Origin of the sequence: Curtobacterium sp. MCLR17_059, assembly GCF_003234665.1 — a bacterium.
GTDB lineage: Bacteria > Actinomycetota > Actinomycetes > Actinomycetales > Microbacteriaceae > Curtobacterium > Curtobacterium flaccumfaciens.
On sequence record NZ_QKSU01000007.1, the window covers coordinates 1 to 24,859 of the forward strand.

Below are 24,859 nucleotides of genomic sequence, written 5' to 3' on the forward strand. Positions count from 1 at the left end.
CCCGATGACCGCACCGGTCGACCCGTCCGAGAAGTTCGCCGCCTACGCGCACCCGGAGCGCCTCGTCTCCACCGAGTGGCTGCAGGAGCAACTCGACGCCGGGGCCGGCGCCGGACTAGGATCGGGCGTCGGTGCCTGTGGGCAACGGTACGCGGACGTACCGTGCTCCTGACGCAACGTGACACCCCACGACATGCTTCCCGGAAGGGTTCCCCGATTGCCCGCTCACCTCGTCGACCGTGATCCCCAGGTGACGCCGCAGCAGATGGCTGCGGCGCTCGTGCCCCCGCCGCAGTTCACGGACGCGTCGTTCGACTCGTACCGGCCGGACCCGGACTACGACTCGCAGGCCTCGGTCCGCGATGCCGTCGCCGCGTTCGTGGCCGCCGGTCCCACCGAGGCCCCGCGTCGCGGGCTGTTCGGGCGTCGGAAGCAGGCGGCGGAACCCGCGGCGAAGTCCGGCGTGTACCTGGACGGCGGGTTCGGTGTCGGCAAGACCCACCTGCTCGCAGCCGCCTACCACGCGGCCACCGGCCGGAAGACGTTCGGCACGTTCATCGAGTACACCGCGCTCGTGGGCGCCCTGGGGTTCCAGGGCACGGTCGACCTGCTCCGCGGCACCGCACTGGTGTGCATCGACGAGTTCGAGCTCGACGACCCGGGCGACACGATGGTGATGACCCGGCTCATCAAGGAACTGACCGAGACCGGCACCCGCTTCGCCGCGACGTCGAACACGCCCCCGGGAGCCCTGGGCGAGGGACGCTTCGCCGCGCAGGACTTCCTGCGCGAGATCCAGGCGATGTCGGACCGCTTCGACACCATGCGCATCGACGGCCTCGACTACCGCCGACGTGCCGTGGACGAGTCGGCGCAGGTGGTGTCCGACGTGCCCGCCGCGCTGCCGTCCGGCTCCGTGACGCTCGACGACTTCGGTGCGGTGGTCGCGCACCTGGGTTCCGTGCACCCGTCGAAGTACGTCGCGCTGGTCGAGGACCTCGACGCCGTCGGGCTCACCGACGTCCGGGCGTTCACCGACCAGACCGATGCGCTGCGCTGGGTCGCCCTGGTGGACCGGCTGTACGACGCGCAGGTGCGCATCGTCGCGTCGGGCACCCCGCTCGACCAGGTGTACCCCGACGTGATGCTCGAGGGCGGGTACCGCAAGAAGTACCTGCGCGCGGCGTCCCGCGTGGTGGCGCTCACCCGCGCCTGAGCGTCGCTCGCCGTCAGACCGATCTGTCCACGGCGGTCTCCTGCCCCTCGTGCAGGGGACATCGGGCCTTCGGAAACACGACGTTTACAAACGGCGCGGTGGCGTTACATCCGCGAAACAGTTCGTGCTCCCTCGTGAAACCTCGCCTCGCCAGACTCTGTGACACCCGAGGCGGTCCAAGAGCCGCTCGTGCAATCGAGAGGTGAGCAGATGCTTGATCAGGGCAACACGACGTTCGTGTTGGTGATGGCTGCGCTGGTGTTGTTCATGACACCCGGCCTGGCCTTCTTCTACGGCGGCTTGGTGAAGGCCAAGTCCGTCATCTCCATGATGATGATGTCGTTCGGTGCGATCGCGCTCGTGAGCGTGCTCTGGGTGGTCTACGGCTACGCGATCGCCTTCGCCAACCACGGCGACGGCACGGCGGTCTCCGGCGTGGTCGGGTTCTTCAGCATCGACTGGAACCAGATCGGTCTCGGCCAGGCCTTCGAGGAAGCGCAGTCCTCGAACATCCAGGCGGCGTACCCGTCGATGGCCTTCGTCGGGTTCCAGGCGACGTTCGCCATCATCACCGTCGCGCTCATCTCCGGCGCCATCGCCGACCGCGCCAAGTTCGGCGCGTGGATGGTCTTCGCCGGCGTCTGGGTCACGGTCGTCTACTTCCCGGTCGCCTCGTGGGTCTTCAACCTGACCTCGGGCTGGGCCGCCACGTGGGGCGTCATCGACTTCGCCGGTGGTACCGCGGTGCACATCAACGCCGGTGCAGCGGGTCTCGCCCTGGCGATCGTCCTCGGCAAGCGCGTCGGCTTCGCCAAGGGCGCGCACAAGCCGCACAACCCGCCCTTCGTCCTGCTCGGTGCCGCCATCCTGTGGTTCGGCTGGTTCGGCTTCAACGCCGGCTCCGAGGGTGCAGCTGACGGCATCGCCGCGATCGCCTGGGTGAACACCCTCGCCGCCCCGGCCGCCGCCATCCTCGGCTGGCTGCTCATCGAGAAGCTCAAGGACGGCAAGGCCACCTCCGTCGGTGCCGCATCGGGTGCCGTCACCGGCCTCGTCGCGATCACCCCGGCCTGTGCCGCGCTGACCCCGGGCTGGGGCATCCTGCTCGGCTTCCTCGCCGGCATCGTCTGCTGCTTCGCGATCGACTGGAAGTACCGCCTGGGCTTCGACGACTCGCTCGACGTGGTCGGCGTCCACCTGGTCGGCGGCATCTTCGGCACGCTGTTCCTCGGCTTCTTCGCCAACGACACCGGCCTGATCTACTCGGGCTCGTTCGAGCAGCTCGGCAAGCAGGCGGCCGCAGCGGGCGCCGTCGGCGCGTACTCGTTCGTCCTGGCCTTCGTCATCGGCTGGATCATCGAGAAGACGATGGGCTTCCGCGTCAAGACCGAGGACGAGGTCGCCGGCATCGACACCGCGGTCCACGGCGAAGAGGGCTACGTCCTCTACGAGCAGACCGACGACAGCCCGGTCAGCGTCCGCTAGTCACCAGGCACCACCCGAAACGACGACGGGCCCCGCGCACACAGCAGCGCGGGGCCCGTCGTCGTTGCGTTGGTCGCGTTCTCGACGTGACCACGGCCGGGAGGCGCAGTGCGGGTCGGACCCGCACCGCGCCTCCAGGCAGATGGTCGCGTCAGCGACCCGCTGGTTCTGTTGGTTCCGCCGGTTCCGTCACCAGGCGTAGTCCTCCGGCGAGGTCTCGTGCCCCGGGAAGATCTCGTCGAGACGGTCCAGCGCACGCTGGTCGAGGCGGATGTCGACGGCGCGGACCGCGGACTCCCACTGCTCCATCGTGCGCGGACCGGTGATCGGCGCGGTGACGCCGGGCTGGTGCAGCAGCCAGGCGAGGGCCAGCTCGCCGGGCGTGTGGCCGAGCTCCTTCGCGAACGACTCGTACGACTGCAGCTGATCGCGGTGCGCGTCGACGTACTCGGCGCTGCGGCCGGACAGCCGACGGGAGCCGTTCTCGGTCTTCTCGATGACGCCGCCGAGCAGGCCGCCCTGCAGCGGCGACCAGGGGATCACGCCGAGGCCGTACGCGCGGGCGGCGGGCAGGACCTCGCGCTCGACGTCGCGGACCACGAGGTTGTAGATCGACTGCTCGCTGACCAGGCCGAAGGTGTTCCGGCGCTTCGCTGCCTCCTGGGCCTGGGCGATGTGCCATCCGGCGAAGTTCGACGAGCCGACGTACAGGACCTTGCCCTGCTGCACGGCGACGTCGATCGCCTGCCAGATCTCGTCCCACGGCGTCGCACGATCGACGTGGTGGAACTGGTACAGGTCGATGTGGTCGGTCTGCAGCCGCTGCAGGCTCGCGTCGAGCGACTGCCGGATGTTCAGGGCGCTCAGCTTGCCGCCGTTCGGCCAGTCGGTCATCTCGCCGTAGACCTTCGTGGCGAGGACCGTCTTCTCACGGCGACCGCCACCCTTGGCGAACCACCGTCCGATGATCTCCTCGGTGGCACCCTTGCCCACCGAGCCGCCGTAGCCGTTGGCGGTGTCGAAGAAGTTGACGCCGAGCTCGTGGGCCCGGTCCATGATCGCGTGCGAGTCGTCCTCGCTGGTCTCCGGGCCGAAGTTCATCGTGCCGAGCACGGCGCGGGAGACGGACAGACCGGTGCGACCGAGGTGTGTGTAGTCCATGAGACGGGTCTACTCGTGACGCGCTGGTGGCGCCAGGCCCTGGGAGTACCGGTCGGTGCTTGGCGCTCGTTGTGCTGGTCGGAGTAGTCAGGGAGGACCACTCGAGAGGAGCAGCCATGCCAGCCAAGGACGAGATCCCCAGCACCCTGCAGCGGTCCCCGGAGCACGCGCAGGAGATCTTCGAGAAGACACTGGACTCGGCGAACGAGACGTACGGCCCGGGTGAGCGGGCGCACCGCACGGCCTTCGCCGCCGTGAAGCACGAGTACGAGAAGGTCGGCGACCACTGGGAGGAGAAGGAGTCCTCCGGTCCATCCGACTCCGGTGCCGCCGGTTCGCGTGGTGCTGGCTCGGGCTCATCCGGGAAGACCGAGGGCGGTGTCGACGCGAACGCCTCGAAGGCGCACCTGATGGACGTCGCGAAGCGGCTCGACGTCAGCGGCCGCTCGAAGATGACGAAGGACGAGCTGGTCGAGGCGATCGGCAAGGCGAACGACCGCGCGACCGCTGCCGCGCGGAAGTGACCGTCGCGCGTGCCGTGCATGCCCCGGTCGGCATGCGGCGGTGGGGTGAGGGGGTAACGTGCCGACGATGAACATCCCAGCACTCCGCGGCAGCCGGATCCTCGGGTTCGGACACCACCAGCCCGAACGCGTCCTGACCAACGACGAGCTCTCGACGATGGTCGACACGAACGACGAGTGGATCCGCACCCGCACCGGGATCCAGACGCGTCGGATCGCCGGTCCAGACGACACCGTCACGTCGATGGCCATCGAGGCTGGGCGCCGTGCCCTCGCCGACGCCGGGGTGTCGCCCTCGGCCGTCGGGCTCGTCATCGTCGCCTCCACCACCCACCAGGACCGCGCCCCGTACACGGCAGGCCGCGTCGCCGCTGCACTGGGCATGACGAACGGCCCGGCGCCGATCGACATCAACACCGCGTGCAGCGGGTTCGAGTACGCGCTCGGGCTCGCCGACCAGTCCATCCGCACCGGTTCGGCCGACGTCGCGCTCGTCATCGGGTCCGAGGTGCTGTCGGGGATCGCCGACTGGACCGACCGGTCGACCTGCGTGCTCGTCGGTGACGGGGCCGGGGCCGCCGTGCTCGGGGTCGCCGAGACGCCCGAGATCGGCCCGGTGTCGTGGGGGAGCGTGCCGCACCTGCTCGACGCCGTGCGTGTCGAAGGGTCGCCGGGGCGCTTCAACCAGGAGGGTCGCTCCATCTACCGGTGGGCCATCACCGAGGCCGAGGGGCACGCCCGCAAAGTCGTCGAGGCCGCCGGACTCACGATGGACGACATCGAGGTGTTCGCGTTCCACCAGGCGAACCTGCGGATCATCGAGCCGCTCGTCACCGCGCTCGGCGGGGAGTCCAAGTTCGTCATCCGGGACGTCGTCGAGTCCGGGAACACCTCGGCCGCCAGTGTGCCGCTCGGGCTCTCGAAGGCCTGGGAGCGCGGCGACCTCCCGGAGGGGGTGCCGGCCCTGCTGTTCGGGTTCGGTGGCGGGTTTGCCCACGCCGGGCAGGTCGTGACGACGCCGGTGCGGTCCTTCTAGGACACGGAATTCGACACAGACACAGGGACGGCCCGGGCAGCGTGCCCGGGCCGTTCTGCGTCAGCGCTTCGGACGCTGGTTCAGCGCTTCGCGCAAGGGTTCATCGCTTCGAGCGGGGGTCGTCCTGCCCCGGCTCGGTCCAGAGGTCCTGGTCCTTGCCCGCGCCGCGCTTCCACGGCAGGGCTCGCCGGGTCTTCTCGGCAGCCGGGGTGACCGTCAACACGATCGGGAACTCCGCCGGCGGCATGCCGAACCCCGTCCGCGACGCCTGGATCACCTTGCGCCCGAGGGCGTGGTTCCCCAGACCGCCGACCGCCGCTCCGATGCCGAACGGCAGCGCGCGGCCGAGGACGGAACCGCCCTGCCGGATGGCGAAGCGCTTGATGAACTGGTCGCGGACCTGTCCACCGATGCCGTTGACGACCTGCTTCGGCAGCGAGGACGTCACCATCTCGCCCCAGAACGCCGTCCGGGCCTGACCGCCGGCGGCCTGTCCGGCGAGCTGCTTGATGAGCTGCGTGCCCGGTGCGCCGAGGATCATCGCCATCACCAGCGTGCGGGCGCGCTCTGGGTCGTCCAGCGCGATGCCGTGCACCTCGGTCACCGACTGAGCGAACAGCGCGGTGGTCTCCAGGAACCCGACCGTCTCGGCGCCGCTCAGTCCGAGCGCAGCGGCCATCCCGACGCCGGGGATCACCGCGCTCGCACCGACCGCGGCACCGCCGGTCGTCACCGCTGCCAGGTACTGCCGCTCGAGGATCTGGATCACCTCGGCGGGGGTCGCGTCGGGCTTGCGGCGACGGATCGCGTTGACGTGCGCGACCACGACGGGACGCTGCACACTGATGACCCGATCGAGCCACTTGGCCCAGCCCGTGGGCTGGACCTGCTGCGTTCGGGGGTCGGACGTGGTGGGGGAGACCGGTGCGGTCGGCAGGGGCACGATCGACTGGTCCTTCGGGGCGCGGGCCATGCGATCACCGTACGCCGCACACGTGAGAGGCTCGCTGGATGGACACCGACCCCGCGCAGCGAGCCCTCGACGACGCCCGTCGTGCGGCCGAATTCCTGACCGTCCGGCAGGTGGCCGCTCTCTCGCCCGAGGTCCGGGTCCTCGATCCGGCGTCCGTCCTGATCGGGGTTGGCGTGTCGATCCTGCCCGGAGTGCAGCTGTACCCGTCCACGACACTCGAGACCCGTCACGGTGGGGCGATCACGCTGGCTGCCGGTGCCCGCCTGGGCCCCGGACCCGTGACCGTCGTCGCGTCTGCGGCGACGGTGCACATCGGGGAGGGCGCCGAACTCGGCCCGGGCCCCGTCACCGTCGTCGCGGACGGGGCCGACGTCGTGATCGGTGGTCGAGCTCGCCTGACGGCCGGGTGTCTCGTCGAGGGGCCGGCGCGGATCGGCGCGGGCGCGCAGGTGCTCGGTCAGGTGTCCGTGCGTGACGTCGAGCTCGAGGACGGCGGCGACCACCGCGAACCCGACCCGGACCACCGCGGCGGCGTGGTCAAGGGCACCGGGCCGGTCCGTGGGGTGCGCGTGGGGCTCGGCGAGGTCGTGGTCGGTGGGGCAGTGGACATCGGGGCATCCTCCGGTCGGCCGCGGATCGAGCGTCAGCGCACGTACCACCCGGATGCGCCACGGCGCCCGCAATGATCGTCCGGCACGCAGCCTCAGCACGGGACACCTGCACGCCGGAGGGCAGCCCGCACCCGGTCGGGCTGCATCAGGTCGGCCCACGAGAGCCGCACGACCGCCCGGACCTCGGGGAACGACCGGATGAAGTCCTCTCGCCGCTTCTCGCGCCAGTGCGCGTCCGCGGTGGAGCGCCCGTCGAGCAGCACCGGGTCCTCGTACTTCGCGCGGCCGTCGACCTCGACCACGACGCCTTGGTCGGGGAACCAGAAGTCCACGATCGCCGTGGCCGATCCGGCCCGGGCGAACACGTGCTGCTGCACCGGCTCCGGCACACCGAGCTCCCGGAAGCGCACGCGGCACACCGACTCCGCGGGTGAACCCGACAGCGCCGACCCCATCCCCACCGCGATCCCCGCCTTGTCGTGACCCGCGGGTGCCGTCGTGGCGAGTTCGTCGAGCAGGATCTCGGGCAGGAGACGCCGGTCGTGGAGTGCCTGGTCGATCATCGGCAACGCGAACTCGAGGGTGGACGACCCCGCGATGTCGACGAGGGTCCGTGCCAACGACGTGACGGGCGCTCCGTCGATGTCGGCGGGCGTGGTCGCGGGCAAGTCAGTCCACCGTGAGTCCGTCGTCGGCGCGTGGACGAGCGGTCCGGGGTGGAGCCGGAGGTGTGCGGACGTGTCGGAGCGTTCGCGGCGCGGATCGACGACGTCGAGTTTCGACGGCGGGGCATGGACGAAGGGCAGTCCGTGCACGGCGGCCGCTGCGGAGCGCGCGAACGCCCTCGGTGCGTGGATCATCGGCGCGGTCGCGCGCACCAGGAGCAACAGGTGGTCCTCGGGCCGGAGTCCGACGACCGACGACGGGGAGACCAGGACCCCCGGACGTACTGCGACCAACTCGCCCCGACGGACCCGGCGTTGCAGGGCCCGGCGTTCGGCGCTGGGCTTGCCGGTCGTGCGGATGAGGGGGATGGTGCGTGCGCGGTCGTCCATGGATCAACCATCGATTGCCGGGCCCGACCACGGGGCAGCGGTGGGCCGATCTGTGGATGACGAGCCGGGCCTCCAGGCTGTGGAGGGATGAGGCGGACGCAACTTGCGACGATGTCCATGTCGTACGACGGCGACTCTGTCGCTGTCACGCGTGCGGAACAGTTGCAGACGCGGGGGTGCGACAGCACCGATGTCGTACGACGTCGACAGTGTCGTTCCGCGTCGACCAGCCCGAAGCCCGAGCGCCCGCCCGCGCTACACCCGCGCGAGCTCCGCCCGCAGCGGCAGGTCCTGCTCCTCGAGGATGACCTGCGCGCCCACGGCCGTCCGGGCGTTCACGACGATCGGCGCGAGCAGGTTGACCGTGGTGCCGGACGCGCCGGGGTTCGCGACGACGAGCAGCATCGCGTCGGCGGGGTCGGTCAGCCCGAGCCCGGCGGCCTGCTCGTCGGTGAGCTCCGGCGCGTACGACGGCAGGTGCACCGCGGCGTCGAGCAGGAACAGCCGTGCGTCGTCGCCGACGAGCGTGAAGAGCCCCTCGGCACCGTCGACCGGCGACAGCTCGAAGGCCGCGGCGGGGGCGAGCCCGAACGGCGGGACGGCGAAGGTCAGGGAGATGCTCATCGGAGGTAGTCCATCAGGGTCGGCTGCAGGACCTTCGCGGTGACGGCGAGGGCTGCCTGGTAGTTGGTCTGCTGCACCTGCAGGTCGAGGACGGCCTTGGCGAGGTCGACGTCCTCGATGTCGGCGCGACGGCTCTCGAGCGAGACGGTCGCGGACTTCAGCGAGTCCTGCGCCGTGAGCGCGACGGCGTGCCGGATCCCGACGTCGGCCTGGGCGCCGCGGACGGTCCCGAGTGCGCCGTCCACGTCGTTGATCCGAGCGTTCACGTTCACCCCGTTCTGCAGGTCGTTGACGATGGAGTCGATCACCGCGAACACCGAGTCGTCGCCGGAGCCGAAGACCGCGGTGCCGGCGGTGTCGACGCGCACGGTCGTGCCGTCACCGATCCGCCGGGACACGTCGGTGCCGGCGGCCGCCCAGCCCGTGGCGGGGTCGTAGGCAGCAGCGGCGGTCGACGATCCCGCGAACACCGAACGGGTGCCGTAGGTCGTGTTGGCCCGCGCCTCGAGGTCCGCCTTGAGCGACCGGAACTGCGTGACGAAGGCGTCGCGGTTCGTGTCGCTCATGGTGCCGGAGTTCGCGGCCTGCACGGTGAGGTCGCGGACGCTGTTGAGCACCGAGTAGACGCTCGACAGCGCACTGTCGGTGGTCGCGAGCCAGGCCGCGGCGTCGTTCGCGTTCCGCGAGTACTGCGCTGCAGCGGCCTGCTCCTTGCGCACCTGCATCGACGAAGCGGTGCCGACCGGGTCGTCCGAGGGCTTCTGGATCGCACGCAGCGTCGTGGCCTGGTCGGTGAGCTCGGCGACCCGCGCGGCCCCGGCCTGCAGCCGGGCCGACGCGGCCGCCATCGACATCTGGGTGGTCACACGGGTGATCACGATCAGCCCCTCCCGACGAGTCCGACGCGGTTGATGATGGTGTCGAGCATCTCGTCGACCGCGGTCAGGACGCGCGCCGCGCCCTGGTACGCGTGCTGGTAGCTCAGCAGGTTGACGTTCTCCTCGTCGAGGTCGACGCCGGCGCCCGACTGCTGCTGGGTGCGTGCGTTGGTGAGCGCGAGTCCGGTCATCGTGGATTCCGACGTCGCCGACCTGGAGGCGGTGCCCACCCCCGCCACGAACGTCGCCCAGACCTGGTCGGCACCGTCCGACGACGCCCCGAGTCGCGCGAGCGCGTCGGCGAACGAGTCGTCGAGTTCCCCCGCCGCGTTCCGCGTCGCCAGCCCACTGGCGTCCGTGGGGACGACGCCGAGTGCCTGGGCGGCGGGGACGCCGGCCGCCAGGGAGAAGAAGGATGCGCCGGTGGTGCCGGCCGGGGTGGTCCCGGCGGAGTGCAGGGCGTTCACGGTGGTGGCGAGTCGCGTGGCCACGGCGTCGTAGGACGCGGAGGCCTCGGCGAGTGCGCCGCCGGTACCGGTGCCGGACGCCGGCGCGAGGACCGCGAGGGCGCCGCCGATGGAGCCGCCGCTCAGCCCGACCGCCCCGGCCGTTCCGGTGGTCCAGGTCAGGGTGACGGCGGTGCCGTCGGCGAGACGCTCGCCGCCGCCGAGGGCGACCGAGCGGGCGTCGGTGCCCTGCACGAGCGGGTTGCCGCCGAGGAGCACGTCGACCGTGCCGTCGGCGTTCGTCCGGGTGGTGCCGCCGGCGAGCGTGGCGATCTGCTGCGTGAGCTGGTCGCGCTGGTCGAGCAGCTCGTTGGCGGTGCCGCCCGAGGCGAGCGCGGTGCGGATCCGGCCGTTCAGGTCGGCGACCTGCTCCGCGGCGCCGTTCAGCTGGGCGACCTGCCCGGTCAGGGTGCCGCGCACCGAGGACCACTGCGCGTCGACGGCCTTCGAGCCGGCGGCCAGGGCGGAGACGACGGTACCGGCGGCCCCGAGCACGGCGCTGGCGGCACCCGGGTCGTCGGGGTGGCTGGCGAGCTCGCTCCAGGACGACCAGAACGCGTCGAGCTTGGCGCTCAGGCCGTCCTTGCCGGGCTCGTGCAATCCGGTCTCGAGGGCGGAGAGCGCCGTGGCGCGGGCGTCGGCGTAGGCGGACGAACCGGCGGCGACGCGGACGCCGGCGTCGAGCGTCAGGGACGCCAGACGGGCGATGCCGTCGACCGAGACGCCCTGGCCGGCGAGGGCCGCGGTGCCCCGCATGAACCCGGTCTGGGTCGCGGGGATCGAGTTCTGCGTGACGCGCTGCCGCGTGTACCCGGCGGTGCCGGCGTTCGCGATGTTCTGGCCGGTGACGTCGATGCCGGCACGGGCGGCGGCGAGGCCGGAGTAGGCGGTCGCGAGGGATCCGAAGGTGCTGACCACGGTGCTACAGCGTCCCCTCGAACAGGCGGGCGCCGTCCTGGCCCGCGCCGGACGTGCCACTGGCGTCGTAGGTGGCGGCACCGGTGACGGTCCCCGCCAGGGTCTCCTCGGTGGCCTGGGCGGCGGCACGGAGGAACCGGTCGTTCTCGTCGCGCAGGGCGCCGATCTGGGTGGTCAGTTCGACCATCGCGGTGAGGTGCGACGACAGGATCTCGCCCCACGGCCCGTTCGGTGCCGCGGCGACGACGTCCCGCAGGGGAGCGTCGGCGGGGACGCCCCACTCCTCGGCGACCTCGGCGCTCTGTGCGGCGCGTTCGAGACCGGTGCTGCGGAGCCGGTTGAGGACCTGCTCGACCTCGCGGCTGGCGTGCGACACCCAGCGGGAGCGGCCCGCGGTGAGCAAGAGCTGCTCCTCCTCGAGCTTGAAGGTGAGCAGTTCGAGCAGCTCGCGTTCGCGCCAGAGCACGGCGGACAGGTCGTTCACGCTCATCAGCTCCTCCCAGGTGGTGGTTCGTCGGGGTGGCCCCCGGTCCGTCATCCTGCGGACACCGGGACCTATCGACTCGGTGACCGCGACCGTAAGCCCCGACGGTCGAGTGCCGTCACCCGTACTCGTCGACGCTGTGACCCGATGACCCCCGTCGGGGGACAAGAACGAGCGTTCCCGACCCCGAGTCCCCCCAAATGCCGACCGAAAAGGGGGCCTGACACCCCCGCACTGGGGACGGTTGTGGACCTGTTCAGCGCATTGTCAGCCGATACATTCAGAACGCACCCCGGGGGACACCCGGAACCGCTCGGGAACGATGCGGGGTGCACCGCTCGGAGGGACCCGGGCGGGTCTTCGGCGTACGCACCGGCCATCCGAGGCCGGCGTCCGTCGCGCCCACGGACGGGTGAGCCGACACACGTCAGGTCGACCAGGGGAACAGCATGGACCGCACCGAACGCAACGCGATGATCGTGGAGCACCTTCCGCTCGTGGGCTACATCGTGGCCGACGTCCGCTCCCGGGCGACGCACCTGGACCGCGACGACCTCGCCGCCGTCGGGTCCCTCGCACTCGTCGCAGCCGCCGAGGCGTTCGACCCCACCCTCGGCGTGCCGTTCGGCGCCTACGCCCGCACCCGGATCGCCGGCGCACTGGCGGACGACATGCGCTCGGCCGACTGGGCGTCCCGCGGCACCCGGAAACGGATCCGCGAGACCCTCGCCACGCAGGAGGCCCTGTCCGCGCGCCTCGGCCGGAGCGTCGGTGCGCAGGAGATCGCCGATGCGATGGGCGTCGACAAGCAGACCGCCGTCGACGCGATGAGCGACGCCGCCCGCACCGTCGCGCCGCTCGACGAGACCGTGCACGACCTCGTCGCCGCGGACCTGCCGCTCCCCGGGGACGACCTGCTCGAGACCGAGAAGCGCCGGTACCTCCGTGCCGCGGTCGAGGCCCTGCCGGAGCGGATGCGCTTCATCGTCGAGGCCGTCTACTTCGGTGACCGCTCGGTCACCGACGTCGCCGCCGAGCTCGGCATCACGCACTCGGCCGTCTCGCAGCAGCGCTCCGAGGCGATGCGCCTGCTCCACGACGGTCTCGCCGCCCACTACGGCGACGGCACGACCGTCGAGCCCGCGAGCCGCACCACCGCTGCCCGCCGCAGCGCCTACCTCGCCCGTGTCGCCACGAACGCCGCCGCCGGCGTCGCACGTGCCGTGCACGACGCCGCAGCAGGACCGGCCGTCGCGGCGAGTTGAAACGTCGGCGGAAACTTCTCCGCCGATCCCCTAACGACTCCCGGCAACCGGTCGAGAGTCATCCATGTCAGCCCACGGACGGGCCGACGCACGACCCACATTCACGGAGGAAACCACCATGGGTATGTCCATCAACACCAACCTCTCGGCACTCAACACGTACCGGAACCTGAACTCGACGCAGAACGACCTGTCGAAGTCCCTCGAGAAGCTCTCGAGCGGCCTCCGCATCAACCGTGCTGCCGACGACGCGTCCGGTCTGACGATCTCCGAGGGGCTGAAGTCCCAGGTCGGTGGCCTCACGGTCGCCGCCCGCAACGCGCAGGACGGCATCTCCGTCGTGCAGACCGCTGAAGGTGGCCTCACCGAGACCCACTCGATCCTCCAGCGCATGCGCGACCTGGCCGTCCAGGCCGGCAACGACTCGAACAACGCGGACTCCCGCACGGCGATCACCACCGAGGTCGGCGAGCTCACCAAGGAGCTCACCCGTATCTCGGCGTCGACCAACTTCAACGGCATCAACCTGCTCGACGGCTCCGCCGGCGCCGCAGGCGTCCTGAAGTTCCAGGTCGGCGCGAACGGCGACGCGGCGAGCCAGATCGACGTGGACCTGTCGAAGTCGAACGTGGAGTCCGTGTCGACCGCGGTCGGCGCGCTCACCTTCGACTCGGCGACGAACGCTCAGGCCGCCATCACCGCGATCGACGAGCAGATCAAGTACGTCTCCGCCGCCCGTTCGAGCATCGGTGCAGTCCAGAACCGCTTCGACCACGCCATCAACGTGACGAACGTGGCCAAGGAGAACCTCACCGCTGCCTCCTCGCGCATCACCGACGTCGACATGGCGGAGGAGATGGTCAAGTACACGCGCGACAACATCCTCAGCCAGGCCGGCACCTCGATGCTCGCGCAGGCGAACCAGAGCACCCAGGGCGTGCTCTCGCTCCTGCGCTAGCCATCACGACGTCCGTCCTCCGGGCCCGATCGGGTGCCCCGGAGGACGGACGCCGCCGTCCTGACCACCTCCACGACGCCAGGGAGTGTCGACGATGTCCTCGTCCGTGTCATCGAGCACCAGCCTCGCGATCGACGGTCTGGTCAGCGGTCTCAAGACGACCGACCTCATCAACTCGCTGATGAGCGTCGAGGGGGTCCCGCAGACCCTGCTCAAGAACAAGCTCACCACCACCAACTCGTTCATCTCGTCACTGCAGACGCTCAACGGGTTGATCCAGGGGCTCGCCACGAAGGCCACGGACGCCGCGAAGGCCTCGTCGCTCGACCTCTTCGCCGCGACGAGCACCGCGCCGAGCGTCACCGCAGTCACCGGTACCGGAGCGACCGCGGGCTCCATCAGCTTCACCGTCGGATCGACCGCCGCGGCCCAGGTCGGGGTGACGGCCGCGATGTCGACGTGGTCGACCGGTGCGCAGCCGATCACGATCGTCGGCACGGACGGGAAGTCCACCACCGTGACGCCGGCGTCCGGCTCGCTCGACGACGCCGTGTCCGCCCTGAACAAGTCCGGTGCGGGCGTCACCGCGACGAAGGTCTCCGCCGGCACCGACGCCGACGGCACCAAGCTCTACCGCCTGCAGCTCACGTCCGCCAAGACCGGGGCGGCCGGCGGGTTCCAGGTGTACCGGGGCGGCGCCGACGAGGTGGCAGCGGGCACCGCGACGAACGTCCTCACCGAGACCGGTGCCGCCGTCGTCACCGCGGCGACGGACGCCAGCGTCACCCTCTGGGCCGGCACCGCCGCCGCGCAGACGGTCACGAGCGCCACGAACACCTTCACCGGTCTCGTCCCCGGGGTCGACGTCACCGTCTCGAAGGCCACCACCGAGCCCGTCACCGTGACGGTCGCGCAAGACACCACCAAGGCCCAGTCCGTGGCCTCCGGGCTCGTCGACGCCATGAACGCGATCGCGGCCTACTACAAGACGAACACCGCGGTGTCGAGCTCGACCAGCGCGACGTCCGGCACCACGACGACGAAGGCCGGTGTCCTGCTCGGCGACGGTGCGTCCCGCGACGCCGTGCAGCGGCTCACGAGCACGATGTCCGCCCCGGTCGACGGCAAGTCCCCGTCGACGATCGGCATCGTGATCACGAAGGACGGCACGTTCACCTTCGACCCCGAGGTCTTCCAGAAGGCCCTCGCGACCGACCCGAAGGCCACCCAGGCGATGCTCTCCGGGGTCGCCGCGAACGTCGGCGCCGCGGCCACCGCCGCGTCCGACAAGTACGACGGCTCGGTCACCACGTCCATCACCGGGCAGCAGGCCGTCGCCAAGGACCTCACCACCCAGATCGACAGCTGGACCGACCGGCTGGCGATGCGCCGGGCCTCGCTGCAGACCCTCTACTCATCCCTCGAGACCAGCCTCAGCAAGCTCCAGTCGCAGTCGAGCTGGCTCGCCAGCCAGCTCGCATCGACGTCGAGCTGACGGGAACGACCATGACCTTCGACTTCCAGGCAGCGGCCTTCCGCCAGGCCGCCCAGCCGCGCACCGTCACCGACCAGCGTCGTGCCCAGTACACGAACGAGGCCGTGCTGTCGGCGACGCCGGCCCAGCTCGTGACGATGCTCTACGACCGGCTGCTGCTCGACCTGCACCGTGCCGAGGCCGCGCAGGTCGCCGCCGACTGGGAGGCGGCCCGCGAGCAGCTCCTGCACGCCCAGGCGATCGTCGGCGAGCTCTCGAGCACCCTCCGGATCGATGTCTGGGACGGCGGCGAGGGCCTGCTCGCCGTCTACAACTACGCATCCACCTCGCTCATCACGGCGAACGTGCACCGCGACGTGCAGGCCACCCGCGACTGCATCCGGATCCTCGAGCCGCTGCGGCAGTCGTGGCACGAGGCGGCCGCGTCGCTGCCCGCGACGCCCGCCACGCAGCAGCCGACCGGGGGAGCCCTCGGTGTCGCCTGAGCAGTCGGACGCGCGAGCCGCATGGGAGGCCCTGCTCACGTCCCTGGAGCACGACGCCGCCGGGCAGGCGGCCGACTCCTCGGCCGTGGCCGGGTGGTCGGAGCCGGCCGGGCTGGGACCGCTGCCGCGTGCCCTGGTGGGACGGGCCTCCCGGCTGCTCGCCGCGCAGCGGGACCGCATGACGGTGCTCGAGGCGGACCGCCGCTCGACGCTGGAGCACCTCGGTGCCCTGCGCGCCGTCGACGCCACGCGCGAGCCCCGTGGCTCCGTGTACCTCGACGCTTCCGCCTGACCTGCGCCCCCGAGCGACGATGTCGTCGTCGTACGACGGCGACCCTGCCGCTCTCTCGCGCGTGCAACTGTCCGCGTCCGCAACCTGCAGCGTCTGCACGAAGCGACGATGTCGTCGTCGTACGACGGCGACCCTGTCGTTCGTGCGCGGGTGCAACTGCCGGCGCGCGTCACGGGCGACGTCGTCGTTGTCGTACGACATCGGCTTCGTCGCTTCCGCGCGCGGGCAACTGGTGGCGCGTGCACGGGGCGACGATGTCGTCGTCGTACGACGTCGACGGTGTCGCTCCCGCGCGCGTGCAACCGGCCGCGCGCGCAACGAGCGACACCGGCCCGCACCCGCACTCGCACCCCACCGCCCCCCGTTCGGGGCGACGCCTAACGCGGCGGACGACGGGCTCCGATAGCGCCACTCGAGCACGGATCGCTCACCAGTTCGGCCAGGGATCGGCCACCACCGCACGGCGACGTCGCACCGACGACGCCTGACGAGGGGACCCCCGTGTTCGATTCCGTGACGAGCGTCGCGCTGCAGAGCGCACTCGACGGCCTGTCGATGCGCCAGAAGGTGATCGCGAACAACATCGCGAACATCAACACGACGAACTACCACGCCGAGAAGGTGCAGTTCGAGGACGCCCTGGCGAAGTCGATCGTGGACGGCGACGGCGCCACCACACCGACGATGGCGCGCAGCCTCGAGCCGACGAACACGAACGGCAACAACGTCAACCTCGACGAGGAGACGCTGTCGAACATCGACACCGTGCTGCGGTACCAGTTCGCCACGCAGGCGATGAACTCCGAGCTCACCAGCGTCCGTGCGGCGATGCGGACGAACTCGTGACGACCTTCGACGCGATCGGCATCGCGAGCACCGGCCTGACCGTGCACCGGAAGTGGCTCGACGCCGTCTCGGACAACATCGCCAACGCGAACACCGTGAAGTCGATGGACGACACCGCGTTCCAGGCGCGCTACGTCGAGGTGCAGGAGGGTGCCGGCGTCTCCGGCGCCTACGTCAAGGGCGCTGCGTTCGGCAGCGCCGCCGGCCGTGTGACCTACGACCCGGACAACCCGCTCGCGAACGAGGAGGGCTACGTCCGCATGCCCGACATCGACCTCGGCACGCAGATGGCGGACCTCATCATGGCCCAGCGCGGCTACCAGGCGAACGCCGCCGTGGTCGACCGTGCCAAGACCGCCTACGAGGCGGCACTGCAGATCGGGAAGAACTGATGCCCATCGACGCCGTGAACGGTGTGACCACCAACGCGATGACGAACGCCCTGACGAGTGTGTCGGGGACGTCCAGCGACAGCACGAACGCCACCGCTGCCGCCGGGGCGACGACCGACGGCAGCGGCTTCGCCGCGAGCCTCGGCAACGCCGTCGACGGGCTGCAGTCGCTGCAGAGCGACTCGAAGACCCTGGCGCTCAAGGCCGTGACCGGCAACCTCGACGACATCCACGACGCCACGATCGCCGCCACCCGCGCGCAGGTCACGCTCGAGCTCGTCTCCGCCGTCCGCAACAAGGGCGTCGACGCCTTCAACGAGATCATGAGGATGCAGGCCTGATGCCCGTCGCCGTCAAGAACGTCTTCGCGCGCCTCAGCGCCTACGTGAAGGGCTTCTCCGCCGCCCAGCGCACCATCGCGATCCTGGCGATCGCGGCGCTCGTGCTCGGTGGGATCGCCCTCGCGTCCTGGCTCGGCAAGGCGTCCTACGCGCCGCTCTTCACCGGGCTCGCCGCGGCCGACGCGAGCTCCATCACGGACCAGCTGCAGACCGACGGTGTGCCGTTCCAGCTCACCGACGGCGGCGCGACGATCCTCGTGCCGCAGGCGCAGGTGTACTCGGAGCGGCTCAAGGCGGCGTCGAACGGCCTGCCGTCGTCGAACGAGGGCGGCTACTCGCTGCTCGACAAGATGGGCGTGACGAGCTCGGAGTTCCAGCAGGACGTCACCTACAAGCGCGCGATGGAGGGCGAGCTCGCCAAGACCATCGGCGCGATGGACGGCGTGCAGACCGCCACCGTGCAGCTCGCGATCCCGGAGAAGTCGGTGTTCGTCTCCGAGGAGAAGGACCCGACCGCGTCGGTGTTCATCGCGACCGACAACGGCACGCAGCTCAGCACCGACCAGGTGCAGGCCATCGTGCACCTGACGAGCGCCTCGGTCGAGGGCATGCAGCCCACCGACGTCTCGGTCGTCGACGCGAAGGGCCAGACCCTGTCCGCCGTCGGCACCGGTGCGACCGGGAGCGGCGCGGACCAGACCGCCGACTACGACGCGGCGACGAGCAAGAAGATCCAGGACCTGCTCGACACCACGCTCGGCGTCGGCAACGCGACCGTCGTGGTCTCCGGGACGATGAACCAGGAGTCCGGCACCCGGACGTCCGAGAGCTACACGAGCCCGACCTCGGGTCCGGTCGCACTGAACGAGTCGAGCACCACCGAGGAGTACGGCGCCGGCTCCGGCGCGGGGAGCGGCGCGACGGGGGTCCTCGGTCCGGACAACATCGCCGTCCCGAACGGCACCGCGACGAGCGGCACCGGCGACGACGGGTACAAGAACGAGTCGGCGACGAAGAACAACGCCGTCGACCACACCACCGAGACCACGCAGATCCCCTCGGGCGGGCTCGACCGGCAGACCATCTCGGTCGCGCTGAACTCGAAGGCCGACGCCGTGCAGAACGCGAACCTGCAGAGCATCAACGACCTGGTGTCCGCCGCCGCCGGTGTCGACCAGGACCGTGGCGACCAGGTCAAGGTCGCGATGATGGACTTCGACACGAGCGCTTCCGACCAGGCCGCCAAGGCGCTGGAGGCCCAGCAGAAGGCCGACCAGCAGGAAGCACTGTGGTCGTCGATCCGCACCGCCGGCATCGTGATCGGCATCGTCCTCGCCGTCATCGCGATCATGTTCTTCGTCGCCCGCCGCAACCGGAAGCAGGAGCGCGAGGCCGTCGACCTCGGCGAGCTCGACGCCTTCGCCGGTGAGACGTTCCAGCTGCCCCTCGCGATGGACGGCGTCGACGACCGGGCGACGCTCGGTGCCGGTGACGCCCCGACCGCCGTGCTGTCGGCGATGCCCGCCGGCGACGCCCCCACCGAGGTGCTGACGACCGAGGAGATCACCGCCGAGCGCCGCCGTCAGGACATCTCCGCCCTGGCCGAGCGCGACCCGAAGCGCACCGCCGAGCTCCTGCGCGGGCTCCTCGACGACCGGGCACCGGTGTGAGCGCGCTGATGCCGAGCCCCGGCGGCGGTTCCGGTCCGAGCGACCGTGCGCTGACCGGTGCGCAGAAGGTCGCGCTCATCCTCATGCAGATGGAGACCGACCGCGCCGCCGAGGTGATGAAGCAGTTCACCGAGATGGAGGCCGAGGAGATCTCCGCCGAGATCGTCCGGATGCGCCGCGTCGAGGACACCGTCGTCGACCAGACGCTGTCGGAGTTCCACCGGATCACGATGAGCGGCCGGCTGCAGAAGCGCGGCGGCAAGGAGACCGCGCTCGGGCTGCTCGAGGCGTCGTTCGGCGCCGAGCGGGCCGCCGGCGTGATGGACCGTCTGGCCTCGAACCTCGCCGGCCAGTCGTTCGACTTCCTCGACGACGCCGAACCCGGCCAGGTCATCTCCCTGCTCGAGGGCGAGCTGCCCCAGACGATCGCCCTCGTGCTCGCCCACCTGGGCCCCGGGCAGGCCAGTGCCGTGCTCGCCGGGATCGACGAGCGTGTCCGCACCGACGTCGCCCAGGCCTTCGCCACCATGGGCAGCGCGACCCCCGAGGCCGTCGGCATCGTCGCCGGTGTGCTGCGCCAGCGCGCCGGGGCCGTCGTGTCGCCGCGCGAGAGCGTCGAGGTCGTCGGGGGCATCGCGCCCCTGGTCGACATCATCAACCGCTCGGACGTCGCGACCGAGAAGGCCGTGCTCGAGGGACTCGAAGCCCGGGACCCGGAGCTCGCCGAGGACATCCGCTCCCGCATGCTCACCTTCGAGGACATCGTGAAGCTCGAGTCCCGCGACATCCAGCAGGTGCTGCGCGGCATCGACTCGAAGATCCTCGCGACCGCCATGAAGGGCGCAGCCGGGCCGGTCGTCGAGACCATCCGCGCGAACGTGTCCGAGCGCAACCGCGAACTGCTCGACGACGAGCTGCAGGCCATGGGCCCGGTCCGCGTCTCGCAGGTCGAGGAAGCCCGCGCCGAGGTCGTCCGCTCCGTGCGCGAGCTCGAGGCCCAGGGCGTCGTCACCGTGCACCGCGCCGAGGAGGACGAGCTCGTTGACTGACACCGTCGTGCACCGCGTCGCCTTCCCGGTGCTCGCCGACCCTGCCGGACGCGAGCGCGCGTCGAGCGCGGACGTCCGCGGGCACGCGGCCGGGTACACCGCCGGCCTGCGGGCCGCGCAGGCCGAGACCGACGCCCTGCGCGCCCGGCTCGAGGCCGAGCACGCCGCGCGGATCACCGCGCTGCAGGCCGACACGGCCCGCCGGATCGCGGTCCTCGACGCCGCCACGAACGCCATGCTCTCCACGGTCGCACCCGTCCTGGCGGACGCCGAGGCGTCGGTCGCGGGCGCGGCGGTCGACCTGGCCGAGGCGATCGTCGGCAACGTGGTCCGCGCCTCCAGGACCGCACACGACGCGACCGTCGCCGACGGTCCGGACGGACCGGGCAGCCAGGAGGCCCGGATCGCGTCCGGCGCGGAGGTCACCGTCCGGCGGGCGCTCGCGTCCGTCGACCGCACGGTCCCGGTGGCCGTCCGGCTCAGCCCGGCGGACGCCGCGCGCGTCGCCGGCCTCGACCTGCCGGTGCCGGTCGTCGCCGACGGTGCCCTGCGCGACGGCGACGCCGTCGTCGACCTGCCGGACGGCATGCTCGACGCGCGCATCGCCACGGCGCTCGACCGCGCCCGCACCGCCCTCGGTGTCGACGCGACGGGAGCCGACCGGTGACCGCCACGCTGCTCCGTCCGCGCGGCCTCGACGAGGCGCTGCTGCGGGCCGCACCCCAGCGGGTCGGTGTCGTCACGAGCGCCGTCGGCCTGGGGCTGACGATCGCCGGGCTCGACGCCCGCGTGGGCGAGGTCGTCACGGTCGGCGCCGAGGACGGCGAGCAGACCGCGGTCGAGGTCGTCGCCACCGATGCCTCGGGCGTCCGCTGCATGCCGCTCGGCCGCCTGACCGGCGTGACCGCGGGCACCCCGGCGCGTCCGACCGGCCGCCCGGTGCTCGTGCCGACCGGATCCGGTCTGTTCGGCCGCGTGCTCGACGGACTCGGCCGACCGATCGACGACCGCGGGCCGCTCGAGGGCCCCGGCGGCGGACCGGTCACCTGGGTCCCGCTCGACCACGACACCCCGAGCGCGATGGCCCGGACCCGCATCGACACGCCGATGCAGCTCGGCGTCCGCGTGCTCGACACCCTGACCACCGTCGGCCGCGGGCAGCGCATGGGCCTGTTCGCCGGGTCCGGCGTGGGCAAGTCGTCGCTGCTGTCGATGATCGCGCGCGGGAGCGACGCGGCCGTCAACGTCATCGCCCTGGTGGGGGAGCGCGGCCGCGAGGTGCGCGAGTTCCTGGAGGACGACCTGGGACCCGAGGGGCTCGCCCGCTCGATCGTCGTGGTGTCGACCTCCGACGAGCCGGCGCTCATGCGCCTGCGTGCCGCGTTCGTCGCCACCCGCATCGCCGAGTCGTTCCGCGATGCCGGGCAGGACGTCGTGCTCATGATGGACTCGCTCACCCGCGTCGCGATGGCGCAGCGTGAGATCGGCCTGTCGGTGGGGGAACCGCCGGCCACCCGGGGCTACCCGCCGTCGACGTTCTCGGTGCTCGCCGGACTGCTCGAGCGTGCGGGGACCGACCGCGTCGGCAGCATCACGGGCATGTACACCGTGCTCGTCGACGGCGACGACCACAACGAGCCGATCGCCGACGCCGTTCGCAGCATCCTGGACGGCCACGTCGTGCTCGACCGCAAGCTCGCGATCACCGGGCACTTCCCGTCGGTCGACGCCCTCGGCTCGGTGTCCCGCGTCGCCTCGAAGGTCACCCGACCCGAGCAGCGTGCCGCCGCCACCGTGCTGCGGAAGGTGATGGCCGCCCGTGCCGGCGCCCAGGACCTGCTCGACGTCGGTGCGTACCAGCGCGGGTCGAACCCGCTCGTGGACGCCGCCGTCGACCACCAGGGATCGATCGACGCGTTCCTGCGCCAGGGCATGGACGAGCGGGCGACCGCCGACGCGTCCTGGCAGCGCCTCGGCGGCCTCGTGCAGCAGCTGGGGGTGTCGTGATGGCCCGCCGTTTCCCGCTCGCCGGACTCCTGCGCCTGCGTCACACCGAACAGGACCGTGCCGCCGCCACACTGGCCACCGCGAACGAGCGCGTCCGCGACGCCGCCGACGCCCGGATCGCCGCACGCCGCAGCCTCGCCGACAGCGAGGACGCCCAGCCGATCCAGGACGCCGCCACCCTGAGCGCGGTCGCCGCAGCCCGTGCCGCGACCCGCGGGATGCTCGAGGAGCTCGACGCCGTGGTGCAGAACCGCCGTGCCGACGCCGACCGGGCGCAGCAGGACTACACCGCCGCCCGTCGTGCCGCCGTCGGCCTCGAGAAGCTCGAGGGCAAGCACACCGAGCAGCAGGCGGCCGAGGAACTCCGGACCGAACAGAACGCCCTCGACGAGATCGCGGCACGACGCCGCACGGAAGGTGGTGCCCGATGAGCGTCGAAGCGGTGCTCTCCCGGATCTCGGAGATCCGGTCCCAGATCGACACGCTGCGCGGCGGGACGGCCACGGCTGCCCCGAGCGCCTCCGCCACCAGCGGTGCCGCGGGATCGTCGGCCTTCGCCGATGCCCTCGCCACCGCCGACGGCACGACCGGCACGGCGAGCGCTGCCGGTGCCACCGCCGCAGCGACCCCGACGGCCACCCGTGCCCCGGCGACCTCGGTCGACGCCGGCGCCGGCACCCTCGCCACCGGCAGCGGTGCCACCGGGGCCGACGTCGTGGCCGACGCGAAGAAGTACCTCGGCGTCCCGTACGTGTTCGGCGGGGAGACGACCGCGGGCATGGACTGCTCGGGTCTGGTGCAGACGGTCTTCAAGGACCTCGGGGTCACGATGCCCCGGGTCGTGCCGGACCAGGCGAAGATGGGCGTCGAGGTCGGCTCCCTGAAGGACGCGCAGCCCGGCGACCTGATCATCCCGAAGGGCGAGGGCCACGTCGTCATCTACGTCGGCGACGGCAAGGTGCTGCACGCGCCGCGCCCCGGCAAGGACGTCCGGATCGTCGACAACTGGTACTCCGACGGCGACATCGCGACCATCCGCCGGATCGTCCCGGCCCAGGCGGCCCCGGCTGCCGTCACCGCGCCGACCGCCTCGGCTGCGCGTTCCGCGACCGACCTGCAGACCGCCGCGCTGCTGTCCATGATGCAGTCCGGGAGCGCCGCATGAGCCTGACCATCGCCACCCAGCCGTCCGTGCCCACCGCACCGGGCTCCACCCGGGGTGCATCGTCCGACCCCGCGGCTGCCGGGTCCTTCGGTGCGGCACTGACCGCCGCCGTCGCGACCGAGCGGCGCCCCGGAGACGGTGCTGCCGGGCGGGACGACGTCGACGGCCGCACGGCGGACGGGGCGGCTGCGGCGCCGGGCACCGCCGCCACGCCGTCCGCGTCCGCGTCCGCGTCCGCGTCCGCGTCGGACCAGTCGGTGCCCGCGACCGAGGCAGCGCCCGTCGACGCGCAGGCGCTGCTCGCCGCTGGACTCGTGGCCGTGACCGCACCGCTCGTTCCGGCCAGCCGCGCCACCGAGACGGCCGCCCGCGACCCACACGCCGCCGTGGCCGCAGGGGTGACCGCCGGAACGACCAACACCACGACCACGACACCGCCGTCGGGGGAGGGGGACACCTCGACGCCGGTGCCGTCGACCCCGGAGCCGACCACCGCCTCCGCCACGGCGACCCCGCAGCAGGCACCGGCGTCGGGCGCGGCACGGGGAACCGCTGCCGCAGCGACGACGGGCACGGCGACCACCGCCGCGACGACCCCCGCCGTGACACCCGCCGGCACCGCGTCTCCGGTCGCTGCCGCGACGACCGTCGCCGGCGCAACCCCCACGACGACCGCTGCGTCGACGACCACGGCCACGACCGCCCCGACGACCACCGCCCCGACGGCCGCTCCCGCGATCGCGGCCCCCGCCGCCTCCCGCACCGCCGACGGCGACACCGCCACCGTGACCCCGGGCCAGCCGCCGGTCGTGGCGGCCGCCGCCCCGGCAGCCGGCACCGGCTCCCGAGCCGGCCACGGGACGGAGCAGCAGGCGTCGACGCCGGGTGATCCGGGCCTCCCGGCCGTCGCCCCCAGCCGCGGTGGTGAGACGCCGTTCGTCATGTCGACGACGCCGACCGCCGCGCCCGCCGCGGCGACCGCGCCGGCCCCGGCACCGCTCGCCCAGCAGCTGGCGCGACCGGTGTTCTCGCTCGCACAGGCCGGCCCCGGCGAGCACGTCGTCACCGTGCAGGTCGTGCCGGACAGCCTCGGCCCGGTCACGGTCCGCGCGCACGTCACCGCGCACGGCATGCACGTCGAGCTGTTCGCCGCGTCGGACGCCGGCCGCGAGGCCGTCCGCCAAGTCCTGCCGGACCTGCGGCGCGACGCCGCCGGCACCGGTGTGAGCACCACGCTCGACCTGTCGTCGCAGAACCAGCCGCAGGACGCGCCGGGTCGCGACGAGCGCCCGGCTGCACGTGCGCTGCCTGGCGACCCCGGTCTGGAGGCGCGGGTCACCCCGCGCACGCAGCCCACCGCCCACACGCCCTCCATCCGCACCGCGGGACTCGACGTCCTCGCCTGATCCGGCTCACGAACAGG

General features: G+C 71.9%; 27 protein-coding genes and 1 pseudogene. 21 read left to right on the forward strand and 7 right to left on the reverse strand.

What is annotated here, in order from left to right; translation table 11 throughout:
• Positions 1-4 precede the first annotated feature (4 nt).
• From DEJ12_RS18230 to DEJ12_RS10770, 3 genes and pseudogenes are all read left to right on the forward strand, one after another.
• Positions 5-106 (forward strand): annotated as a pseudogene (locus DEJ12_RS18230) (sulfurtransferase); the annotation flags it as partial.
• Between the two features lie 87 nt (positions 107-193).
• Entirely contained in the window at positions 194-1,216 is a 1,023-nt protein-coding gene (gene zapE, locus DEJ12_RS10765; protein WP_111030005.1) for a cell division protein ZapE, read from the forward strand.
• A 210-nt stretch (positions 1,217-1,426) separates the two neighbouring features.
• Positions 1,427-2,701, forward strand: coding sequence for an ammonium transporter (locus DEJ12_RS10770; protein WP_111030006.1), 1,275 nt, complete (start codon positions 1,427-1,429; stop codon positions 2,699-2,701).
• A gap of 189 nt (positions 2,702-2,890) precedes the next feature.
• Here the strand turns inward: DEJ12_RS10770 and DEJ12_RS10775 are convergent, their stop codons facing one another.
• A complete protein-coding gene (locus DEJ12_RS10775) occupies positions 2,891-3,862 on the reverse strand; it encodes an aldo/keto reductase (protein ID WP_071403939.1) in 972 nt (323 codons plus the stop codon).
• Positions 3,863-3,978: 116 nt separating this feature from the next.
• On the opposite strand from DEJ12_RS10775, the gene DEJ12_RS10780 reads away from it, so the two are divergent.
• Positions 3,979-4,386, forward strand: coding sequence for a ChaB family protein (locus DEJ12_RS10780; protein ID WP_110863841.1), 408 nt, complete (start codon positions 3,979-3,981; stop codon positions 4,384-4,386).
• Between the two features lie 67 nt (positions 4,387-4,453).
• Positions 4,454-5,422, forward strand: coding sequence for a beta-ketoacyl-ACP synthase III (locus DEJ12_RS10785; protein WP_111022822.1), 969 nt, complete (start codon positions 4,454-4,456; stop codon positions 5,420-5,422).
• Between the two features lie 100 nt (positions 5,423-5,522).
• On the opposite strand, the gene DEJ12_RS10790 is transcribed toward DEJ12_RS10785, so the two are convergent.
• Entirely contained in the window at positions 5,523-6,395 is an 873-nt protein-coding gene (locus tag DEJ12_RS10790) for a hypothetical protein (RefSeq protein WP_181431590.1), read from the reverse strand.
• A gap of 38 nt (positions 6,396-6,433) precedes the next feature.
• On the opposite strand from DEJ12_RS10790, the gene DEJ12_RS10795 reads away from it, so the two are divergent.
• Positions 6,434-7,081 carry a hypothetical protein gene (locus tag DEJ12_RS10795; RefSeq protein ID WP_111030007.1) on the forward strand — a complete coding sequence of 216 codons (648 nt, stop codon included), beginning with the start codon at positions 6,434-6,436 and terminating at the stop codon, positions 7,079-7,081.
• 17 nt (positions 7,082-7,098) lie between these two features.
• Here the strand turns inward: DEJ12_RS10795 and DEJ12_RS10800 are convergent, their stop codons facing one another.
• From DEJ12_RS10800 to DEJ12_RS10820, 5 genes are all read right to left on the reverse strand, one after another.
• Positions 7,099-8,061 (reverse strand): hypothetical protein, encoded by a 963-nt coding sequence (locus DEJ12_RS10800; protein ID WP_111030008.1) that lies wholly within the window; start codon positions 8,059-8,061, stop codon positions 7,099-7,101.
• 255 nt (positions 8,062-8,316) lie between these two features.
• Positions 8,317-8,685, reverse strand: coding sequence for a flagellar assembly protein FliW (fliW, locus tag DEJ12_RS10805; protein ID WP_027465503.1), 369 nt, complete (start codon positions 8,683-8,685; stop codon positions 8,317-8,319).
• Positions 8,682-9,563 carry a flagellar hook-associated protein FlgL gene (flgL, locus tag DEJ12_RS10810; protein ID WP_111030009.1) on the reverse strand — a complete coding sequence of 294 codons (882 nt, stop codon included), beginning with the start codon at positions 9,561-9,563 and terminating at the stop codon, positions 8,682-8,684. The genes fliW and flgL overlap by 4 nt, the downstream gene beginning before the upstream one ends.
• A 2-nt stretch (positions 9,564-9,565) precedes the next feature.
• Positions 9,566-10,987: a flagellar hook-associated protein FlgK gene (flgK, locus tag DEJ12_RS10815; protein WP_111030010.1), complete on the reverse strand. Its 1,422-nt coding sequence runs from the start codon at positions 10,985-10,987 to the stop codon at positions 9,566-9,568.
• A 4-nt stretch (positions 10,988-10,991) separates the two neighbouring features.
• The gene (locus DEJ12_RS10820; protein ID WP_111030011.1) at positions 10,992-11,477 is read right to left on the reverse strand and encodes a flagellar protein FlgN; all 486 of its coding nucleotides are present in this window, start codon (positions 11,475-11,477) and stop codon (positions 10,992-10,994) included.
• 443 nt (positions 11,478-11,920) lie between these two features.
• Between DEJ12_RS10820 and DEJ12_RS10825 the strand changes: the two genes are divergently transcribed.
• The 15 genes from DEJ12_RS10825 to DEJ12_RS10900 all read left to right on the forward strand — a co-directional run bounded on the left by DEJ12_RS10825 (position 11,921) and on the right by DEJ12_RS10900 (position 24,842).
• Positions 11,921-12,736, forward strand: a complete 816-nt coding sequence (locus DEJ12_RS10825) for a sigma-70 family RNA polymerase sigma factor (protein ID WP_111030012.1) — start codon at positions 11,921-11,923, stop codon at positions 12,734-12,736.
• A 118-nt stretch (positions 12,737-12,854) separates the two neighbouring features.
• Positions 12,855-13,694 carry a flagellin gene (locus DEJ12_RS10830; RefSeq protein WP_071403929.1) on the forward strand — a complete coding sequence of 280 codons (840 nt, stop codon included), beginning with the start codon at positions 12,855-12,857 and terminating at the stop codon, positions 13,692-13,694.
• A gap of 106 nt (positions 13,695-13,800) precedes the next feature.
• Positions 13,801-15,189: a flagellar filament capping protein FliD gene (gene fliD, locus DEJ12_RS10835; RefSeq protein ID WP_258370580.1), complete on the forward strand. Its 1,389-nt coding sequence runs from the start codon at positions 13,801-13,803 to the stop codon at positions 15,187-15,189.
• Positions 15,190-15,200: 11 nt separating this feature from the next.
• Positions 15,201-15,674 carry a flagellar export chaperone FliS gene (gene fliS / locus DEJ12_RS10840; protein WP_084740422.1) on the forward strand — a complete coding sequence of 158 codons (474 nt, stop codon included), beginning with the start codon at positions 15,201-15,203 and terminating at the stop codon, positions 15,672-15,674.
• Positions 15,664-15,966 (forward strand): hypothetical protein, encoded by a 303-nt coding sequence (locus tag DEJ12_RS10845; protein ID WP_111030013.1) that lies wholly within the window; start codon positions 15,664-15,666, stop codon positions 15,964-15,966. Before fliS ends, DEJ12_RS10845 begins: the two co-directional genes overlap by 11 nt.
• A gap of 501 nt (positions 15,967-16,467) precedes the next feature.
• Positions 16,468-16,812, forward strand: coding sequence for a flagellar basal body protein (locus DEJ12_RS10850; protein WP_017886135.1), 345 nt, complete (start codon positions 16,468-16,470; stop codon positions 16,810-16,812).
• Positions 16,809-17,204, forward strand: a complete 396-nt coding sequence (locus tag DEJ12_RS10855; RefSeq protein WP_017886136.1) for a flagellar basal body rod protein FlgC — start codon at positions 16,809-16,811, stop codon at positions 17,202-17,204. The genes DEJ12_RS10850 and DEJ12_RS10855 overlap by 4 nt, the downstream gene beginning before the upstream one ends.
• Positions 17,204-17,545 (forward strand): flagellar hook-basal body complex protein FliE, encoded by a 342-nt coding sequence (gene fliE / locus DEJ12_RS10860; protein WP_071244597.1) that lies wholly within the window; start codon positions 17,204-17,206, stop codon positions 17,543-17,545. The genes DEJ12_RS10855 and fliE overlap by 1 nt, the downstream gene beginning before the upstream one ends.
• On the forward strand, positions 17,545-19,215 hold the full coding sequence (gene fliF / locus DEJ12_RS10865) for a flagellar basal-body MS-ring/collar protein FliF (protein ID WP_111030014.1): 1,671 nt from the start codon (positions 17,545-17,547) through the stop codon (positions 19,213-19,215). The genes fliE and fliF overlap by 1 nt, the downstream gene beginning before the upstream one ends.
• Positions 19,216-19,223: 8 nt before the next feature.
• A complete protein-coding gene (gene fliG / locus DEJ12_RS10870; RefSeq protein ID WP_071244891.1) occupies positions 19,224-20,264 on the forward strand; it encodes a flagellar motor switch protein FliG in 1,041 nt (346 codons plus the stop codon).
• On the forward strand, positions 20,257-20,931 hold the full coding sequence (locus DEJ12_RS10875) for a hypothetical protein (RefSeq protein ID WP_111030015.1): 675 nt from the start codon (positions 20,257-20,259) through the stop codon (positions 20,929-20,931). Before fliG ends, DEJ12_RS10875 begins: the two co-directional genes overlap by 8 nt.
• Positions 20,928-22,271 carry a FliI/YscN family ATPase gene (locus tag DEJ12_RS10880; RefSeq protein WP_111030016.1) on the forward strand — a complete coding sequence of 448 codons (1,344 nt, stop codon included), beginning with the start codon at positions 20,928-20,930 and terminating at the stop codon, positions 22,269-22,271. Before DEJ12_RS10875 ends, DEJ12_RS10880 begins: the two co-directional genes overlap by 4 nt.
• Positions 22,271-22,702 carry a flagellar FliJ family protein gene (locus tag DEJ12_RS10885; RefSeq protein WP_071403924.1) on the forward strand — a complete coding sequence of 144 codons (432 nt, stop codon included), beginning with the start codon at positions 22,271-22,273 and terminating at the stop codon, positions 22,700-22,702. Before DEJ12_RS10880 ends, DEJ12_RS10885 begins: the two co-directional genes overlap by 1 nt.
• Complete coding sequence (locus DEJ12_RS10890; protein ID WP_111030017.1) at positions 22,699-23,436, forward strand: C40 family peptidase; 738 nt, start codon at positions 22,699-22,701, stop codon at positions 23,434-23,436. Before DEJ12_RS10885 ends, DEJ12_RS10890 begins: the two co-directional genes overlap by 4 nt.
• Positions 23,433-24,842 carry a flagellar hook-length control protein FliK gene (locus DEJ12_RS10900; RefSeq protein ID WP_181433124.1) on the forward strand — a complete coding sequence of 470 codons (1,410 nt, stop codon included), beginning with the start codon at positions 23,433-23,435 and terminating at the stop codon, positions 24,840-24,842. The genes DEJ12_RS10890 and DEJ12_RS10900 overlap by 4 nt, the downstream gene beginning before the upstream one ends.
• Positions 24,843-24,859 lie beyond the last annotated feature (17 nt).